At 60.1% G+C, this 19529-nt stretch carries 12 protein-coding genes and 1 tRNA gene; 7 read left to right on the top strand and 6 right to left on the bottom strand.

Annotated features, from left to right (window positions below; translation table 11 throughout):
- Positions 1–49 precede the first annotated feature (49 nt).
- The 4 genes from loaP to DW211_RS04625 all read right to left on the bottom strand — a co-directional run bounded on the left by loaP (position 50) and on the right by DW211_RS04625 (position 2876).
- The gene (gene loaP, locus DW211_RS04640; RefSeq protein WP_233540945.1) at positions 50–595 is read right to left on the bottom strand and encodes an antiterminator LoaP; all 546 of its coding nucleotides are present in this window, start codon (positions 593–595) and stop codon (positions 50–52) included.
- 795 nt (positions 596–1390) lie between these two features.
- A tRNA-Ala gene (locus DW211_RS04635) sits at positions 1391–1466 on the bottom strand.
- Between the two features lie 69 nt (positions 1467–1535).
- The gene (locus DW211_RS04630) at positions 1536–2177 is read right to left on the bottom strand and encodes a thiamine diphosphokinase (protein WP_118259504.1); all 642 of its coding nucleotides are present in this window, start codon (positions 2175–2177) and stop codon (positions 1536–1538) included.
- Between the two features lie 9 nt (positions 2178–2186).
- A complete protein-coding gene (locus tag DW211_RS04625) occupies positions 2187–2876 on the bottom strand; it encodes an HAD family phosphatase (RefSeq protein ID WP_118259502.1) in 690 nt (229 codons plus the stop codon).
- Positions 2877–3222: 346 nt separating this feature from the next.
- On the opposite strand from DW211_RS04625, the gene glgB reads away from it, so the two are divergent.
- The 7 genes from glgB to DW211_RS04590 all read left to right on the top strand — a co-directional run bounded on the left by glgB (position 3223) and on the right by DW211_RS04590 (position 16624).
- On the top strand, positions 3223–5445 hold the full coding sequence (gene glgB, locus DW211_RS04620; protein WP_369832379.1) for a 1,4-alpha-glucan branching protein GlgB: 2223 nt from the start codon (positions 3223–3225) through the stop codon (positions 5443–5445).
- Between the two features lie 116 nt (positions 5446–5561).
- Positions 5562–7988, top strand: a complete 2427-nt coding sequence (locus DW211_RS04615) for a glycogen/starch/alpha-glucan phosphorylase (protein ID WP_118259499.1) — start codon at positions 5562–5564, stop codon at positions 7986–7988.
- A 106-nt stretch (positions 7989–8094) separates the two neighbouring features.
- On the top strand, positions 8095–9243 hold the full coding sequence (locus DW211_RS04610) for a glucose-1-phosphate adenylyltransferase (RefSeq protein WP_117820213.1): 1149 nt from the start codon (positions 8095–8097) through the stop codon (positions 9241–9243).
- 4 nt (positions 9244–9247) lie between these two features.
- Positions 9248–10375, top strand: coding sequence for a glucose-1-phosphate adenylyltransferase subunit GlgD (gene glgD, locus DW211_RS04605; RefSeq protein ID WP_118259497.1), 1128 nt, complete (start codon positions 9248–9250; stop codon positions 10373–10375).
- A gap of 90 nt (positions 10376–10465) precedes the next feature.
- A complete protein-coding gene (gene glgA, locus DW211_RS04600) occupies positions 10466–12784 on the top strand; it encodes a glycogen synthase GlgA (protein ID WP_199576684.1) in 2319 nt (772 codons plus the stop codon).
- Positions 12785–13002: 218 nt separating this feature from the next.
- Positions 13003–16299: a 4-alpha-glucanotransferase gene (locus DW211_RS04595; protein ID WP_118259495.1), complete on the top strand. Its 3297-nt coding sequence runs from the start codon at positions 13003–13005 to the stop codon at positions 16297–16299.
- Positions 16300–16387: 88 nt separating this feature from the next.
- Positions 16388–16624 carry an FmdB family zinc ribbon protein gene (locus DW211_RS04590; protein WP_089571835.1) on the top strand — a complete coding sequence of 79 codons (237 nt, stop codon included), beginning with the start codon at positions 16388–16390 and terminating at the stop codon, positions 16622–16624.
- Between the two features lie 280 nt (positions 16625–16904).
- On the opposite strand, the gene DW211_RS04585 is transcribed toward DW211_RS04590, so the two are convergent.
- A complete protein-coding gene (locus tag DW211_RS04585) occupies positions 16905–18305 on the bottom strand; it encodes an RsmB/NOP family class I SAM-dependent RNA methyltransferase (RefSeq protein WP_118259493.1) in 1401 nt (466 codons plus the stop codon).
- The gene (gene fmt / locus DW211_RS04580) at positions 18302–19222 is read right to left on the bottom strand and encodes a methionyl-tRNA formyltransferase (RefSeq protein WP_118259491.1); all 921 of its coding nucleotides are present in this window, start codon (positions 19220–19222) and stop codon (positions 18302–18304) included. Before fmt ends, DW211_RS04585 begins: the two co-directional genes overlap by 4 nt.
- Positions 19223–19529: the final 307 nt, after the last annotated feature.

Genomic DNA, 19529 nt, shown 5'->3' with positions numbered 1-19529 from the left:
GTCCCCGCCCCCAGGGCTCCTCCCTGTCCCGTTAAACAGTCGCCTGCAGCTAGGCGATCGCCTTTTTTAGGTTTCGCATCACGCGCTGCTCAGCCGAAAGCACGGCGAGGCCAACGCGGGTGGTTACACGTCGGCCGCACAGATCGAGCTCCAGATAAGCAGTGCTCTTGCGTCTGTTAATGGTTTTGATAAGGCCTTCGTGGCCCAGCAGTGGACCAGCCGTTACTACGACCTGGTCGCCGTTTTTTAGGGCCTCACTCATGGGCACTACGCGGTCTCCCCTATGCGTAATGCTGCTTATGAGTTGGGCCTCTTCTTTTGCCAGCGGCACAAACTGACCGTCCTGGGCAAGCACTCGGGCAAAGTCGTCCATGCGCAGCAGATACCGTTGCACGGTGCGAGGATCTGCCGTATCGCAGATCAGATAACCGGGAAAGAGCGGCTTGGTCGTGTTGACCCATTCGCCGTGTACCTTGATCTCGGTTTGAAATTGGGGATAAAAGAGCTCCTGCATGGCGCCAGCCGGCACCACGCGCTCGATGCGCTCGCGCATTACGTCTTCGCGACCGTTAATGACCTGGATCACATACCACACGAGCACCACCCCCTTGCTGTCTTACGTGTGGCTCACGGGGTTTGGGTATGGCTTCGCCAGGGCGCTTGTGCGCGAAGGCGCTCCATATTCAAACCCTGAGCCCAGTTAGACAAGCACGTGGCTCTGCCCCACCGTGAACGGTATGTATAAACGCAGTTGCTAGAGACGCGGACGTGTATCGCAAAAAGACCGCATCCCCAGCTGGCTGCATGCGGCCCAGTCAAGCAGGTACAAAACTGGACCGCATGCAGCCAGCTGAAGGACTGCTGCGATTAGTCATCGAATATCAAATCGAAAGAACAGCTTGCCCGTAGACAAAAACAAAGCCTTTCGATGCGATACGCATGACGACGCTACTGGAGCTCGTGGTTTTTCTGGCACCGCCGTTACGGCCGGATGCTGATCGACCCTGCGCTTTGCGGCCTGGTGGAGCCGTGGGCACAGTTGAACCCATGTAACGTTAGCTATCCTAGCACAGCAGGTGGCCCATACGTTTTGGGGTGTGTTGAGCAACATATTGTTTATTCACCGTGGTTATGAGGGATATTGTGCCGTCTTGCACACATTGCCGCAGGTTTATGGGGGTATGTTGGTTAATGAGCACTGCCTGAGTTGCATTGCTGCCGGCGTGAATTGCTCAAACTATTAAGTTTGGCTAACAAACTTTGTACAAAACCGGGAAGGAATTGCGCAACTTTTTGGGGTGCAGTTGTCGCAAATTTTGCGACAACTGCACCTTATGGCAAACTTTTGCAAATAAAAAGGCCACTCGATTGAGTGGCCTTGCATTCACGATGGTGGAGACGAGGGGGATCGAACCCCTGACCTCTTGACTGCCAGTCAAGCGCTCTCCCAGCTGAGCTACGCCCCCGTGACGAGGTAGTACTATAGGGGAAGTTGGAGCGGCGTGCAAGGACTTTTTTGGGCACGCTCTAAATCTTTATTGGTATAGGTAAGCGATGGCGGTGCCGGTGTGGACTTCGATCTCTGCGGTGGATCGAACTATGTTGCTAATGCCTGTGTCGGCTAAAAGGCCCAGGGGGTTGTGGTCTAGTTCCCATTCTAGGCCATGTTCGCTTACCTCGGTGTTGGGGGCAATGGCAATGATGGAGAACGTCTTGCCTTCGGAGCCTTCGATGATCCAGGATTCGCCTGCGCGAAGGATGCGGGCGACCACATTGTTTTCGGCAATCCAGACTGGGGCGTCATCGTAGCCTGCAAGCAGGCCCAGTACGGAAAGCGCCATATCCGGGCGGCCGCCCGTAGCGCAAGTCGCAACTACTTCGGCACCCGGCCAGCGGCGGCGGACGGAATCGAGCGCCAGCGCCAGATCGGTATAGTCCTTGTACGGGTCATGGCGCTCAACTTCAAAGTCGGTGGCGGCATCCACCAACGCGCGACCCGCGTCGCTCACCGTGTCGGCATCCCCCACATAAACGTCGCAGCCCAGACCGGCGCTCAGCAGCGCATCGAGTCCGCGGTCCACGGCGACAACGTGGTCGCACTCCCCTGCTAGCCTACGCAACAGATCCGCGCTCGCCACCACGGGCGAGCCGCAGACCACTAATACCTTGCAAGCCACAGCCCTCGCCTATCCCTCAAACGAAAGCACGCGGGCCAGATCCAGGTCCTCATAGCTATCGATAAAGATGTCGCAGTTTTCGCGAACCTCGTCGCGCTCCATACGGCCGAGCGGGTCATAAATGCCCACGCGCTTAAAGCCGGCGACCCCAGAACTCTTAAGGCCAAAAACCGCGTCCTCAAACACCCACGTGCGCTCAAACTTGTGCCCGTGGCGCTCCTCCAGACGGCGCAGCGCCAACTCGTATACGTCGGGGAACCGTTTGGAGCGTCCTGCCTCACCCGTCGTGGTAACAAACTCCATGTAGGCATCGAGCCCGGCGCCCGCAAGCGCAGACTTAACCAGCTCGGCTGGCGTAGACGTGGCAACGCACATGGCAATGCCCGCCGCCTTCGCCTGCTCCAAAAATGCCAGAAGCCCCTCGCGCGGCGGCACCTTGGAGTACCCATCAATCAGAATGTCGCTCAGCTCGCGATAGAGCTCCTCGCCATTTGCGCCAATGCCCCAGGTGTCGTGGTAGGCCTGGCACTCGTCCTCCAGCGAAAGATGTTCAAACTGGGCAAAATCGTCGACCGTTACATCAATGCCATGGCGGCGCAATAACTCAGTCTGTGCATGGCCCCAAACGGGGGTGCTATTAACCAGTGTGCCGTCGCAATCGAAAATAAAAGCAACGTTGGGGGCGGCGGTCTGGGACATAAACGAACCTTTCGATGTCAAATGGTAAACATCCTGCTAAAAACGTTTTACCAAACGTCAGACTAACAATCTTGAAACCCTAATTGGTAAAACTGTCAAGAGTTTTACCACGGCAATTCTGCCAGTGGTCTAAACATGGCGCTTACCGATTAAACGCCGCCCTAAAACCACTTTCCTTCATAAAAGTAACGTACAGGTGTTATCGTAGTTTCTGCCGAAAGTTCCACCGAGCACGCGAGGTGGAACGAATCATAGAACTATCGCCGTCCCTTCGATTCGTGCAGCCTTGGACCTTTCGCATCTAGTCACCAAGGCAACACGCTGCCGCGTCATGATGGGATCAAACGTGAGCGATACAAAGCTAAAGCCAACGGCTAAAAAGCCCGCAACCCGTAAAGCCGCCCCGCACGCACCGGAGCTCACCAAGGACGATGTCTATCTATTTGGCATCGGCACGTGGGAGCGCAGCTGGGAAAAGATGGGCGCGCACCCCGACACGCAGAACCGTACGCGCGGCTGGCGTTTTTGCGTTTGGGCGCCCGACGTAAAGAGCGTCCATGTCATTGGCGAATTTAACGACTGGGATGAGGAAGCCAACCCGCTGGTGCCCGTGCATACGAGCGCTATCTGGGAAGGCTTTATTCCTGGCGCCGAGCAGGGCCAACTCTATAAATATCTCATCGAGACAAACGAGGGAGAAAAGCTCTATAAGGCCGATCCGTATGCCTTTAAGGCCGAGTGCCCTCCGGGTACCGCCAGCGTGCTGTGGACCCTGGATGGCTACAAGTGGAACGACGCCGCGTGGCTCAAGCGCCGCGCCGGCCATAACCACATGTCACAGCCACTCAACATCTACGAGGTGCATATTGGCTCATGGAAGCGCCACGGCGACGCGCCGCAGGGCGAGCCGGACGAGTTCGGTAACTACCCCGGCCCCATGGATCCCTTCCCCGCGCAGCGCGGCGAGTTTTACACCTACGACGACCTGTCGGTGGAGCTCGTGGACTACGTGCGCGACATGGGCTACACACATATCGAGGTCATGCCGCTTATGGAGCATCCCTTCGATGGCTCCTGGGGCTACCAGACGACCGGCTACTATGCCGCCACGTCGCGCTACGGCAACCCACAGCAGCTCATGCACTTTATCGATGCGTGCCACGAGGCTGGCATCGGCGTGATCATGGACTGGGTGCCCGGCGGTTTTTGCGCCGACTCCCACGGCCTGGCCACCTTTAACGGCCACATGCTGTTTGAGCACGAGATTCACCCCAACTGGGGCACGCACAAGTTCGACTTTGCCCGCGGCGAGGTCCGCTCCTTCCTGGTCTCCAACGTGCTGTACTGGCTCGAGAACTTCCACGTGGACGGCATTCGCATGGACGGCGTGTCCAGCATGCTGTACCTCAACTTTGGCATCGACGATCCGGGGCAAAAGAAGTTCAACAAGTACGGTACCGAGGAGGATCTGGACGCCAGCGCGTTTATCCGCCAGGTCAACTGCGCCGTGGAGGCGCACTACCCCGACGTGATGATGATGGCCGAGGAGTCCACCGCGTGGCCGCTCGTGACCTATCCGCCGCAGGACGGCGGCCTGGGCTTCCACTACAAGTGGGACATGGGCTGGATGAACGACACCCTGCACTACATGCAGACCGATTTTCCGTGGCGCCCCGGCAACCACGGGCTGCTCACGTTCTCCATCATGTACGCCTTTACCGAGAACTTCATTTGCCCGTTGAGCCACGACGAGGTCGTGCACGGCAAGTGCTCGCTCATCGGTCGCATGCCGGGCGACTGGTGGCGCCAGTTTGCCGGCCTGCGCACGCTCGCCTTCTACCAGATGACGCACCCCGGTGCCAAGCTCAACTTTATGGGCAACGAGATCGGCCAGTTTATCGAGTGGCGCTACTACGAGTCCATCCAGTGGTTCCTGACCGAGGAGTACGAGACCCACCGTCATCATCAGGCATTCATCAAGGCGCTCAATCACCTATACACCGACGAGCCCGCCCTGTACGAGCGCGGCTACACCGACGACGGCTTTACCTGGATCGACGCGGACAACTCCAAGCAGTCCATCGTGAGCTTTGTGCGTCAGGGCGAGGACGTCGATGACGACCTGGTGATCCTGATCAACTTTGACCCGGCGAGCTACGAGAGCTTCCGCGTGGGCGTGCCGCGCGAGGGCGACTGGGAGGTCATCTTTGACTCCGACCGTCCCGAGTTTGGCGGCAGCGGATACGCCGGTGAGGAGCCTTACACCTGCTCGAGCGAGCCCTATCCCTGGAACGGGCAGATGGACTCCATTGAGATTAAGGTGCCCGGCCTAGCTGGCGTGGTGCTTAAGCGCCGCGGTCCCAGCAGCTACAAGCCGCCGGTGGTTGAGGAGCCCAAGAAGGCGACGCGCAAGCGTGCGTCCCCGGTGAAGCCCAAGACCGCGGCAGCCAAGAAGGCTCCGGCTAAGGCGAAGGCAAAGGCTGACGCAAAGCCCGCTGCTAAAGCTACCGCGGCCAAGAAGCCGGCTGCCAAAAAGGCCGCTACCAAGGCCAAGTCTGCTTCGTGTTAAGCCGTCTGCCAAGGATGCGTAACAAAGCCGTTACAGCTGTAATCACCCGCCCCGACGGGGCGTAGGATACAAGTCATAACCGTTCCGGGAGAAACATCCCCGGGGGAAAGGAACGTATGAATAAGATCTTTGACAACAAGCAGGAGTTTACCGAGCTCTATCGCGATGCCGTCATGAGCATCAGCGGCAAGAGCGTCGAGGCCGCCAGCGACCTCGACCGCTTTAACGCCCTGGCCAAGCTCGTGGCCGAGAAGGCGCGCACCGTTGCCACCAAAAGTGACGCCCGCGCCACCGCCGAGGGCAAAAAGCGCGTGTACTACTTCTCGATCGAGTTTTTGATCGGTCGCCTGCTCGACAACTACCTGCTCAACTTTGGCGTGCGCGACATGGTCGCCGAGGCGCTCGACGACATGGGCTTTGACCTTTCCGTCATCGAGAACCAGGAGCCCGATCCGGCTCTGGGCAACGGTGGCCTGGGCCGTCTGGCCGCATGCTTCCTGGATTCCATGGCAGCCGAGGGCATTGCCGGCTACGGCAACGGCATGCGCTACCGCTACGGCCTGTTTAAGCAGGAGATTGTCAACGGCAGCCAGGTCGAGGCCACCGACGAGTGGCTCACCCACGGCTATCCCTGGGAGGTCCGTCGTCAGGACAAGGCCGTGACCATCAAGTTTGGTGGCCATGTCGAGGGCTTTGAGGAGAACGGTCGCACGTTCTACCGCACGGTGGACACGCAGGACATCCTGGCCGTCCCTTATGACATCCCCGTGGTGGGCTATGCCGGCGAGACCGTCAACAAGCTGCGCGTCTGGGCCGCCGAGCCGGTCGAGGAGCACTTTGACCTTGAGGCCTTCAACCGCGGCGATTACGCCCTGGCCGATGCCGAGCGCGCCGAGGCCGAGGCCATCAGCGCCATCCTCTACCCCAACGACGCCGGCGAGCACGGCCGTCTGCTGCGCCTGAAGCAGGAGTACCTGTTTGTCTCTGCCGGCATCTACAGCCTGCTCGACACCTTTGAGAAGGAGCACGGTGAGAACTGGGAGCTGCTGCCGCAGTTTGTGGCCATCCACACCAACGACACGCACCCCGCCATGTGCGGCCCCGAACTCATGCGCATCCTCATCGACGAGAAGAAGCTCGAGTGGGACGACGCCTGGAACATCGTGACGCAGGTCGTGAGCTACACCAACCACACCATCCTGCCCGAGGCTCTGGAGAAGTGGCCCATCGGTACTTTCTCCAAGCTCCTCCCCCGCGTGTACCAGATCATCGACGAGATCAGCCGTCGTTGGCACGAGTCGTTCGACACCACGCAGGAGGGCTGGCAGGAGCGCCTGCGCCAGACCGCCATTCTGTGGGACGGCGAGATTCGCATGGCCAACCTGTCCGTGATCTGCAGCCATAGCGTCAACGGCGTGGCCAAGATCCACTCCGACATCATCAAGAACATCGTGCTCAAGGACTTCTATGCCCTGACGCCCGAGAAGTTCAACAACAAGACCAACGGCATCTCGCACCGTCGTTTCTTTGCCGAGGCCAACCCCACCTATGCCAAGCTCGTGACCGAGGCCATTGGCGATGGCTGGCTGAAGGACGCCTTTGAGCTGGAGAAGCTCAAGGAATTCCAGAACGACACCGAGTTCCTGAAGGCCGTGGGTGCCTCCAAGCGCGCCAACAAGGAGCGCCTGGCCGCCTACGTTAAGGCCGAAACCGGTCTGGTCATCGACCCCAACACCGTCTTCGATGTTCAGGTGAAGCGCTTCCACGCCTACAAGCGCCAGCTCATGAACATCATGAAGGTGATGGACATCTACAACCGCCGCATCGCCGATCCCAACTTCCACGTGACGCCGACGACCTTCATCTTTAGCGGCAAGGCTGCCTCGAGCTACACCTTTGCCAAGGAGACCATCCGCCTCATTAACTCCGTTGCCGACGTCATCAACAACGACGCCCGCGTCAACGAGGTCATGAAGGTCTGCTTCATCCCCAACTTCCGCGTGAGCAACGCCCAGCTCATCTACCCCGCCGCCGAGATCTCGGAGCAGATTTCCACGGCCGGCAAAGAAGCCTCGGGCACGTCCAACATGAAGCTCATGATGAACGGCGCCATTACGCTGGGCACCCTCGACGGCGCCAACATCGAGATCGCCGACCTGGCCGGTCGCGAGAACGAGGCCATCTTTGGCCTGACCGCCCCCGAGGTCGAGCAGCTCTGGGCGTCGAACAGCTACTTTGCATGGGATACACTCAACGGCGACCGCGAGCGTCTGGGCCGCGTGATGGACGAGCTCAAGGACAACACCTTTGCGGGTCTTTCGGGCAACTTCGAGAGCATCTACAACGAGCTCATGAACAACAACGACCCCGACCTGGTCATGGCCGACTTCCGCAGCTACGTCGACGCCTGGGAGAAGCTCACGAACAGCTACGGCGACCAGGAGACCTGGAACCGCAAGGCCCTGCTCAACACCGCCTCGAGCGGCTGGTTCTCGAGCGACCGCACCATTCGCGAGTACCGCGACGAGATCTGGCACGCGTAAAGGCGCGCGAGCTCCCTTTGCCGCACGGCATTACTCGACGGGCGCGACCGAGCGCCGCGCCCGTCGCTAATGGGTTTAGGAACATCGATGACAGAAGGAGAAATCGATGAGTAAGAAAGAATGCATCGCGATGCTCCTCGCAGGAGGACAGGGCAGCCGATTGGGGGCACTCACCCAAAAGATCGCTAAGCCGGCGGTTAGCTTTGGTGGCAAGTTCCGCATTATCGACTTTTCGCTCTCCAACTGCTCCAACTCGGGCATCGACACGGTGGGCGTTCTGACGCAGTACCGTCCCTACCTGCTGCATGCCTACGTGGGCTCCGGCGAGGCGTGGGATCTGGACAGCCGCGACGGCGGCGTGTCGATTCTGCCGCCGTACGAGACGCAGACCGGCGGCGCCTGGTATGCGGGCACGGCCGACGCCATTACGCAGAACCTCGACTACATCAAGGCCAACGACCCCAAGTACGTCCTGATTCTTTCGGGCGATCACTTGTATCGCATGGACTACCGCAAGATGCTCAAGACGCACATTGAGAACAACGCCGACCTCACGGTGAGCGTTATGCCCGTGCCGTGGGAGGAGGCCAGCCGCTTTGGCATCCTGACCACCGACCCCGAGGACGGCCGCATCACCAAGTTTACCGAGAAGCCCGAGAAGCCCGATTCGAACCTCGCTTCCATGGGCATCTACATCTTCTCGGCCGACGTCCTGATCGAGGCGCTCGAGGAGGACGCTCTGGACCAGCGCTCGAGCCACGACTTTGGCAAGGACATCATCCCAAAGCTGCTCGGGGAGAACAAGCGCCTGTACAGTTACGAGTTCCACGGCTTTTGGAAGGACGTCGGCACCATCGCCAGCTTCCATGAGACCTCGATGGACCTGCTGGGCAACAACCCCGAGTTCGATCTGTTTGACAAGCACTTCCCCATCATGTCCAACATCACCACGCGTCCGCCGCACTACATTGGACCGGACGGCCGCCTGGACGACTGCCTGGTCTCCAACGGCTGCAAGATCTACGGCACCGCTCGCCATTCGATCCTTTCGACCGATGTCATCATCGAGGAGCGCGCCGTGGTCGAGGACTCCGTGCTGCTGCCGGGTGCGCACGTTAAGAGCGGCGCGCACATCTGCCGCGCTATTTTGGGCGAGAACTCCACGGTCGAAGAGGGCGTGAAGCTCGGCTCTGTCGATACCACCAAGGATACGGCCGTCGTTGGAAATGACGTCGTTATCGGGAAGGGGGAATGATCCGATGATCAATCGCAAGGCCATCGGTTATATCACCGCTAACTACTCTTCGTCCTACGGCAGTGTCCTGCTCAAGGACCGCCCCATCGCGTCCGTTCCGTTTTTGGGCCGCTACCGCCTGATCGACTTTCCGCTGTCCAACATGATGAATGCCGGCATCAAGACCGTCGGCGTCGTCATGCCGGGCAACTACCGTTCGCTGATCGACCACGTGGGCTCGGGCAAGGACTGGGGCCTGGACCGCAAGAAGGGCGGCCTGTTCATGGTGCCCGGCAACGCTTATGGCACCACCAAGGGCGGCATGCGCTTCCTGCTGCGCGACATCATCTCCAACAAGACGCTGTTCCAGCGCTCGGAGAAGCCCTATGTCGTGATGATGGGCACCAACATCATCTTTAACATGGACCTCAACACCATCATCGAGGCGCACGAGAACTCCGGTGCCCAGATGACCGTGGTGTACTGCAAGGCCACGCGCAATGTCGAGGACGAGACCAAACTCGAGATTAACGAGAACGGCCGCCTGACGGGCGTGAGCGCCGGCGTCGCGTACGGTGACAACGCCTCCATGGACTGCTGCATCGTTAACCGCGAGACGCTGCTCGAGATCATCGATCACTACCAGGCCGCCGACTATCTGGACCTGCTCGAGGCACTCCAGGGCGACTTTGGCAACATCGACGTGTGCAGCTACGAGTACAAGGGCGAGGTCGTGGGCGTGTTTAGCGAGAAGTCGCTGTATCGCCGCAGCATGGACCTGCTCGACCAGACCGTGGCCGACCATCTCTTTGACCCCGAGCGCCCGATCCTGACCAAGGCCCACGATGTGCCGCCTTCGCGCTATGCGACCGGCAGCCACGCGTGCAACTCGATCATCTCGGCCGGCTGCATCATCAAGGGCACCGTGCGCAACTCGATCCTGTCGCGCGGCGTCGTGGTCGAGGAAGGTGCTTCGGTGACCAACTCGATCATCAACCAAAGCTGCATCATCAAGAGCGGCGCCCGCGTCGAGAACGCCATCCTGGACAAGAACAACGTGGTCCCCACCAACACCGAGCTTCGCGGCACACCCGAGAACATCCTGGTGCTGGGCAAGGCTCCGTTAACTTCCGACACCACCATCGTACGTTAACGTTGGCACCGCAACATCGCTCGTAACATGTAGAATAGCCGCCCGGTTAGCGCCAGGCGGCTATTCTCGAATTGCAACATGGGAGACAATATGGCAGATTCCAGCAAAAAGATGCAGATCGTGTTTGCCTCGGCCGAGTGCGCACCGTTTGTTAAGACCGGTGGCCTGGGAGACGTGGCGGGCTCGCTGCCTGCGGCGCTTGTGCGCGCCGGCGCCGAAGTTATCGTGATGGTGCCCAAGTACGCCACCATCAAGGACGAATACAAGGCGCAAATGGAGCACTTTGCCGACTTTTACGTGAGCCTTGGCTGGCGCAATGAATACTGCGGGCTGGAGAAGCTCGAGCACGACGGCGTCACGTATATGTTCATCGACAACGAGCGTTACTTTGCGCGCGACTATCCGTACGGCTTCTTTGATGACGGTGAGCGCTTTGCGTTCTTCTCCAAGGCCATCACCGAGAGCCTGCAGCACCTGCCGGCCGGCTTTGAGTGCGACATCCTGCACTGCAATGACTGGCAGACGGCACTGGCGCCCGTATTCTTGCGCGAGTTCTACCAGGGCCTGCCGCTGTACGACCGCGTCAAGACCGTGTTCTCGATCCACAACGTGGCGTTCCAGGGCCAGTTCAGCGACACCGTGATGGAGGACATCCTGGGCGTGGCGCATATTCCGGCGGCCGCCTCGCAGCTGCGTTGCGACGCCTGCAGCATCAACTACATGCTGGGCGCGCTGCGCTATGCCGATGCCATCACCACGGTGAGCCCCACCTATGCCAACGAGATCCAGACGCCCGAGTTTGGCGAGGGCCTGGACGGTGTGCTGCGCGAGCGCTCCTATGCGCTGCAGGGCATCCTCAACGGCATTGACGTGGCGGGCTTTGACCCGGCGACCGACAAGCGCATCGCGGCAAACTACACCGTCGAGGACCGTTCTGGCAAGGCCGTGTGCAAGGCCAAGCTGCAGGAAGAGCTGGGGCTCGAGGTTCGCGACGACCGTCCGCTCATGGTGATGGTCACGCGCCTGACGCGCCAGAAGGGCATGGACCTGGTCATGTACGCGCTCGACCGCACTTTGGCCGGCGGCGTGCAGGTAGCAGTGCTGGGCACCGGCGACCGCGATTACGAGGACGGCCTGCGCTACTTCCAGGACAAGTACCCCGGCACCATGGCCGCACGCATCGAGTTTGATCCGGTGCTGTCGCAGCGTATGTATGCCGCCGCCGACATGTTCCTGATGCCTTCGAAGTTTGAGCCCTGCGGCCTGTCGCAGATCATCGCCATGCGCTACGGCACCCTGCCGATTGTTCGCGAGACCGGCGGCCTGAAGGACACGGTGATCCCGTATAACGAGTTTACCGGCGAGGGCACGGGTTTCTCGTTTAGTAACTTTAACGGCGACGAGATGGGCGACGCCGTATTCCGCGCGGCGCGCCTGTTCTGGGACAACCGCGATGCCTGGAACCAGCTGGTCACGCAGGCCATGAGCCAGGACTTTAGCTGGACGCGCTCGGCCGACAAGTATCTGGACCTGTACTTCTTTATGCATCCGGAGATTGAGAGGCCTGCGGCTGTTGTCGACGAGCCTGAGGCTGTGGCTGAGCCGGTGGCCGCTGAGGAGCCCAAGGCCGAAGAGAAGCCGGTTAAAGCTGAGCCCGTTAAGGCCGATCCTGAGGTGAAGGTCGAGGCTACTCCCGAGCCCGAGCCTGAGGCGAAGCCCGCTGCAAAGCCTGCGGCAAAGAAGACCACGACTCGTAAGACGACGGCTAAAAAGGCCACGACCACGAAGGCCGCTGCGAGCAAGGCTGCGACTGCGAGCAAGGCCACCGCTGCCAAGGCAACGACCACGCGCAAGCGTACGACCGCCGCTGCCAAGAAGGCCGCCGAGGCCGAGGCTGCTCCCGAGGTAAAGGCTGAGGCTGCCGCCGAGGCAAAGCCTGCGGCAAAGGCTCCGGCCAAGACCGCTGCCAAGAAGACGACCGCGTCCAAGACCACGATCGCCAAGAAGACCACGGCTACGAAGTCGACGACCAAGAAGGCCGCCACGACCAAGGCAGCCGCAAAGCCGGCCGCCAAAGTCGAGGAGACGCCCGCTGCGCCTAAGGCTGAGGAAGCTGTCGAAGCTAAGCCGGCCGCCAAGACCACCACGCGCAAGCGCGCTACGACGACGGTCAAAAAGGCCACGGCCAAGACCGCTGCTCCAAAGGCAGAGGCTAAGGTCGAGGAAAAGCCCGCAGTAAAGGCCAAGCCGGCACCGAAGGCCGCCGAGGTCAAGACCACTCCGAAGGCTACGACAAAGACCGAGCCCACCAAGGAGGCCCCGGTCTCCCCCGCCGCTCCCACTGAGGAAAAGGCTCCGACCAAGAAGACCTCCGTCCGCAAGGCAACGGCCACCCGCAAGCGCCGCTAGCCCACAGACAATCTAAAACCTCATCAAACCCTAAGCAAGGGGCGCTCCAACCGGGCGCCCCTTCTCTGTAGATAGTTGGTAATACGTTTTTCTAGGACAACCGTTCGCCGATGATGAGCGGCTGTAGTTTATACAACTAAAGTGTAACGGATATACTTATCTATTGTGCGTTATGCCCATGGCCCGCTGGCCATGACTGTATAGAACTGGACCGTACTATGAGATTGATTCACAACAGCCGCCTACCGCAGTTTCGCACTCCGTTTGGCGCTGTGACCACCGGAACTTCCGTTGCACTCTCGGTGATTTTGGAGGATGCCGATCCCAACCAGGCAACACTCACCCTGCGCACCTGGGTCGATGAAGTCGGCGAGACCCTGATTCCAATGGAGCACGAAGGTGATGGCATTTTTACCGGCGAGCTCAAATGCACTGAACCTTGTCTGGTGTGGTACAGCTTTATCTGCAATATCGAGGGCCAGCCCGAGGTTCGCCTGGGCGCGCCGCAAGGCCGCACCGGCGGCGAGGGCGTAACCTACGACTACGCCGAGGTGCCGTCCTTCCAGATTACCGTCTACAAGCACCGCGAGAACCGCCCCACCTGGTACGAGCGCGGCATGGTGTACCAGATCTTCCCCGACCGCTATGCCCGCGACGAAAACTGGCACGAGCGCACGCTGGCCGAGGTCGAAAAACCGCGCAACGGAATCCAGCGCCGCATGATCGAGGACTGGGACGAGCCTCCCGTATACGAGCGCGCCGAGGACGGCTCCATCAAGACCTGGGACTTCTACGGCGGCTCGCTCAAGGGTATCCAAAATGACCTGCCCCGCATCGCAGAGCTGGGCTTTACGGCCATCTACCTCAACCCCATCTTTGAGGCCGCGAGCAACCACCGCTACGACACGGCCGACTACACCAAGATCGACCCGATTCTGGGCACCGAGCAGGACTTTACCGAGCTGTGCCAGGCAGCCGAGAAGCTAGGCATCTCCATCATCCTGGACGGCGTCTTCAACCACACGGGTGACGACTCCATCTATTTCAACCGCTATGGCAACTACCCCGGCGTAGGTGCCTGGCAGAGCGAGGATTCGCCGTGGCGCGATGCGTTTTATTTCCACGAGGACGGTTCGTACGACTGCTGGTGGGGCGTGGGCAATATGCCTGCCATCAATGAGAGCTCCGAGCTGGTACGCGAGCGGCTCCTGGGCAAGGACGGCGTGATCCGTAAATGGCTGCGCGCCGGTGCCCATGGTTGGCGCCTGGACGTCGCTGACGAGCTTTCCGACGACTTCCTGGCCGAGATCAAGAAGGCCGTACTTGCCGAAAAGCCTGATGCACTTTTGCTCGGCGAAGTCTGGGAAGACGCCTCAAACAAAATTAGCTACGGCCATCTGCGCCGCTATCTGCAGGGATCCGAGCTGGACTCTGCTATGGATTACCCCTTCCGCGACATGGTCATCGGCTTTTTGATGGGATATAAGAACGCCTACCAGGCAGCTGAGGATATCGAAACCCTGCGCGAGAACTACCCGAGCGAGGCATTGTCCTGCGCGCTCAATTTGCTTTCGAGCCACGACCGCCCGCGCATCATCTCGGTGCTCGGCGGCGGCCCCGACGAGTCGCAGCTACCCGAGTGCGAGCGCAGCAAGTGGCGTCTGGACGAGAACTCGATGGGCCTGGCCAAGAGCCGTTTTTGGCTTGCAACGCTCATGCAGATGACCTTCCCCGGCGTGCCTTCGATCTACTACGGCGACGAATACGGCCTGGAGGGCCTTACCGATCCGGGCAACCGCCGCACCCTGCCGACCAAGGACCAACTGCACGACTTCGACACGCTGGCTATTGTCAAGAACGCCTCTGCCGTACGCCGCGCACTGCCGTTTATGATCGACGGCGAGATCAAGGCCTTCGCGCTCAACGATGAGGTGCTGGCCTACAACCGCACGGGCAAGGATGGCGAGTCCGCGACGGTTATCATCAACCGCAGCCTGCGCAATTCGCACCGCGTGACGATTCCGGCGCTCGGCGAATGCGCGAGTGACGTCATCAGCGGTCACGAGTGCGAGATCCACAACGGTACGGTCACGCTCGATCTGTATCCGCTGGGCTCGTCGATCATCTATCACCATGCCGAGCAGCGCCTGCAGGAGCCGCTCGATCACGGCGCGGGCGTCGTGTGCCACATCACCTCGGTGCCGACCGATGACGGCAAGCCCGGCACGATCGGCGCACCCACGCGTCACTTTATCGACCATCTGTCCGCTATGGGCATGCGCTACTGGCAGGTCCTGCCTGTCAACCCGACGGACTTCTTCCGCTCCCCATACGCTGGGCCTTCGGCTTTTGCGGGCAATGTTGACCTGCTGCCCGAGAGCCAAGTGGAACTGGCGGCCGACTTTGAGACTTGGAAGGCCCGTGGCGGCGAGGATGCAGACCCGCTCTACACGGCGTTTAAACATCGCAACGCCGATTGGCTCGAGAAGTACTGCGTCTACATGGCCGTCAAGAAGTACTTTGAAGGTGAATCGCGTCACGATTGGCCGGCCGATGTCGCGTGCTACAACGAGCATCTGATTGACGACAAGCGTTTCCACGACGAGGCAGAGCTGCAGGCGTACATGCAGTACCGCTTTGACCTTGCCTGGTGCGAGCTCATGAACTATGCGCACAAGAAGGGCATCGAGGTCATCGGCGACATTCCCATGTACGTTTCGGACGATTCGGCCGACGCGTGGAGCGAGCCCGAAAACTTCTGGCTTTCCGATACCGGCAAGGCAATCGAGATCTCCGGTGCGCCGCCCGATAACTTTGCGCCCGAGGGCCAGGTGTGGGGCAACCCGACGTTCCGCTGGGACCACATGAAGCAGAACGGCTACCGCTGGTGGATGGACCGCCTGCGTCGCGCGTTCTCGCTCTACGACCGTGTGCGCCTGGACCACTTCCTGGGCTTCCACAGCTACTTTAGCATTCCCGCAGGCAAGGCCTGCGCCGACGGCCGCTGGCTGGCGGGTCCGGGCAAGGACCTGTTCCAAACCGCCTTTGACGAGCTGGGTCCGCTCAATTTTATCGCCGAGGACCTGGGCTACCTGACGCCCGGTGTTCGCGCCATGGCTTCGACCTGCGGCTTCCCCGGCATGGACGTGCTGGAGTTTAGCGATTACGACGTTCGCTGCGGCGTGCATCCAACGCCGGGCAAGATTCTATACACCTCGACGCACGACACGTCGACGCTCGCCGGTTGGTGCACGCGCTCCTTCGCAGGCGGCGACGAGCCGAGCGGTGTTGAGGTGGCGGCCAAGCTGATGAACGACGCGCTGGCAAGCGACGCTCCCCTGGTGATGATGCCGCTGCAGGATGTCCTGGGGCTTGGCGACGATGCACGCATGAACGTTCCGGGCGTGGCCACGGGCAACTGGACCTGGCAGGCCGACGAGGCCGACGTTGCGGCCGCCGAGGGCAAAACTGCACAGCTCCTGCGCAACACCCATAGATTCTGGGGCGAAGCGTGATAAAACCCCCGATATAGGGTACAGTTACAGCTGTTTGAATTTATGCGGGCAGAGCGATCTGCCCGCTTTGTGCTGAAAAGGAAGTATTATGGCGCGCTACGATTACAAGTGCTCGAGCTGCGGCAACGTGTTTGAGGTTGAGCATCCCATGTCCGAGACCCCCGAGGTCGTGTGCCCGAACTGCGGCGCTCCGGCGGCCAAGACGTTCTCGGCCAGTGGCATCAAGTTTGAGGGCAGCGGCTTCTACAACACCGACCAGCGCAGCGGTGGTTCCAGCACCAGCGCCACCAACGGCTGCTGCGCCAACTGCCCGCACAACCACTAACAGCCGAGCGGTCTCGTTGCCATGTGAGTAGTCAATTTGGGGCCGTGCCACGAAAACGGCCCATCTACTACGTTTGACCCGTATTGGTCGAGCATAGCCGCCTTTTTACAAAATCGACGAGCCGTCTACCTGCGGTTTTGATTTCACAAAATTCGGCATGAATGAGGACAACCGGTTAAACGTAGTAGATAACCACATTTCATGGCGAACGAATCGAAGAGGCACAAAGTAGCTAAAATAGCCCCGTCCCAAATTAGCTGATTTGGGACGGGGCTTCGATTTACTGGCGGACGAGCCTTGCGCAGAAGTGGCCGTCGTAGGCGTCAGCATTTACGGGGACACTTTGGAAGAGGCCTCGAGCGTTTTGGCGCAGGGTGACGAGGCTCTTGGCGTGATCGTACTCGGGCAGCTGCAGAATCTGGGCTTCGGAGAGCGGTGCAACGGTAAAGCCGGCGCCCTCGGGAGAAGCCAGGAAAGCATCCACGACCTGCGTGTTCTCTTCATCAAAAACCGAGCAGGTAGCATAGATAAGCTCACCGCCGGCAGCCACGCGCGCGGCTGCTTCCTTGAGCATCGTCAGCTGCAGGCGGGGCAACTCGGTCGTAACATCGTTCTCGGTCAGGCGCCACGGAATCTCGGGATGACGGCGCATGGTGCCGGTGCCAGAGCACGGCGCATCGATAAACACCGTGTCGAACAGGGCGGGCTCGCCGAGCATGGCATCAAACGACGTAAGCACCTCATTGAGCTCGCAGGCATCGCCCGACACCGTACGAACACCCGAGATGCCCGCCTTATGCAGGCGCGCGAGATTCTGATCACATTTACGATCATGCAGATCGAGCGCGGTATGCTGGCGCTCGTACCCGGCACGTTTGGCCTGGCACATCATCACATAGGTCTTGGTTCCGCGACCGGCACCAATCTCCAAGCAACGACCGGGACGTGTCGCGGCAGTAGCGATAAGCTGGGCGTTGAGGTCCGAGGCAACCGCGGCCGCACGCTCAAACACGCCCGATGCAACCGTGACCTGCGCATCGACCGGAGCATGACAGCCCGGAAAGACAGGCGCAACGAGCTGCGAGATATTCGGGTCGTCCTTGGTCGCAAACGCATTCTCGTGCAGCGCAAGCGGCGCAGGCGCCAGATTGCCGGCAAAGTTGAGCACGCCCTCGGGCGTATCGAACGACGCCATAATGCGGGCGCACAGCCAGCGAGGGAGACCCATCAAACGCGAAAGGCGAACCAGGCGGCGCTCGGACTCATCCACGTCGGATGCCGTGGCAAAGTCCTCAACGTTGTCCGCAACCTTGTGCAGTACCGCGTTTGCCAGGCCCGCAGCAGACTTAGCACCGCTGCGCACCAGCTCAACACCCTGGCTCACGGCAACGCGACCAGGCGTATGCAGATAAAGCATCTCGAAGGCCGAGATACGAAGCGCCATGCGAACGCGCGGCGCAACCTTTTTGGGCTTATCCAAAAACTGATCGAGCAACTCATCCAAAATACCCTGCGTGGCGGCAACACCGAGCGCCAAACGGGCGGCAAAAGCAGAATCGCGCTGGTCAATGGCCTTAGCGGAAGCACGGGAAGACAACACGTCGCGTGCGTACATACCGCGGCGATCGGCCTCCATCAACACATCGAGCGCAAGCTTGCGCGCGGGAGACAACTTGCTCATGACAGTACACCCCACCTAAGTTCGGCACCCTGCAGGCCGGAAGCCCAGGCAGAAGCAGCCATGGCACGCTTGCCGTCGGGCTTAACCTCGAACAGCTCAACCGCACCATCGGAAAGGCCCAGGTAGACGCGCTTGCTCTTGACGGCAACAGCTCCCTCGACAAGCGACACATCGGCCAGCGCAGCATCGAGGACGCGAACCGTCTTGCCGACAATCACGCAACGAGCAGGAGCGGTATCAGACGAAGCAAGCACATGACGCACGCAATCGAGCGCTGTCATCTGCGGATCCAGACGCATCTCCTGCTTGGAAATCTTGGCAGCATGCGTGACGAGCGACTCATCCTGCTCAATCCAAACAGCCGAGCCATCGGCAAGCGACGGCAGTGTATCGGCAAGCAACTTACCGCCAAGCTCACCAAGCTCCATGGTCAGTGCCTCGGCATGCTTACCGGCAACCGACGTAGAGGCCTGCGCACAATAAGCGCCCGTATCCACGCCATGCCCAATGCGCATAATGGAAACGCCAGCAACCTCATCACCAGCAAGAATGGAACGCTGAATGGGAGCAGCCCCACGCCAACGAGGCAACAAGGACGCATGAACATTCACAATACCAAGCGGCGCCATATGCAGCACCTCATCAGGCAAAATGCAGCCATAGGCAGCCACACAGAAAATATCAGCCTGCGCAGCCTGGAGCGCCTCAACAACCTCAGGCGTCATGCGATTGGCCTCAACAACCGGCAACCCCAGCTCAAGCGCCTTGGCCTTAACAGGAGAAGGCTCAAGCTTCTTACCACGCCCACGAACAGCATCGGGACGAGTAATAACAAGCGCAATCTCGTTCCCAGCCTCGACAAGCGAAGTCAGCGAAGGCACAGCAAAATCAGGCGTACCCATAAACACAATACGCATATAAGTTTGTCTCCTCTCAATAACGAGCCGAGACGGCTACAAAAGAAGCGTTCCAGGCCGCATGCGCGCCCATCCGCAATAACAATTCAACAAGAACAAATATACCCAAAACCAAAGAAAGAGCCGCAATAAAAGCAGCTCTCTCTCAACAAAGCAATTATCAGCGAAGACGCCCCTCCCTGGCCCGACGGTACCCGGGCGAGACAAGCAGCGTCAACGTAGTCCCCGGGGCGCCCGCCTATATCGTCCCGCGCGCAGTTTCGCAGCGCAGCGAGAATGTTTGAGCACGGGATGATATAGGCGGGGG

Origin of the sequence: Collinsella sp. AM18-10 (genome assembly GCF_003471585.1) — a bacterium.
Classification (GTDB): domain Bacteria; phylum Actinomycetota; class Coriobacteriia; order Coriobacteriales; family Coriobacteriaceae; genus Collinsella.
The sequence above is the reverse complement of the archived record's forward strand: the minus strand, read 5'-3'. Positions and strand labels throughout refer to the sequence as shown.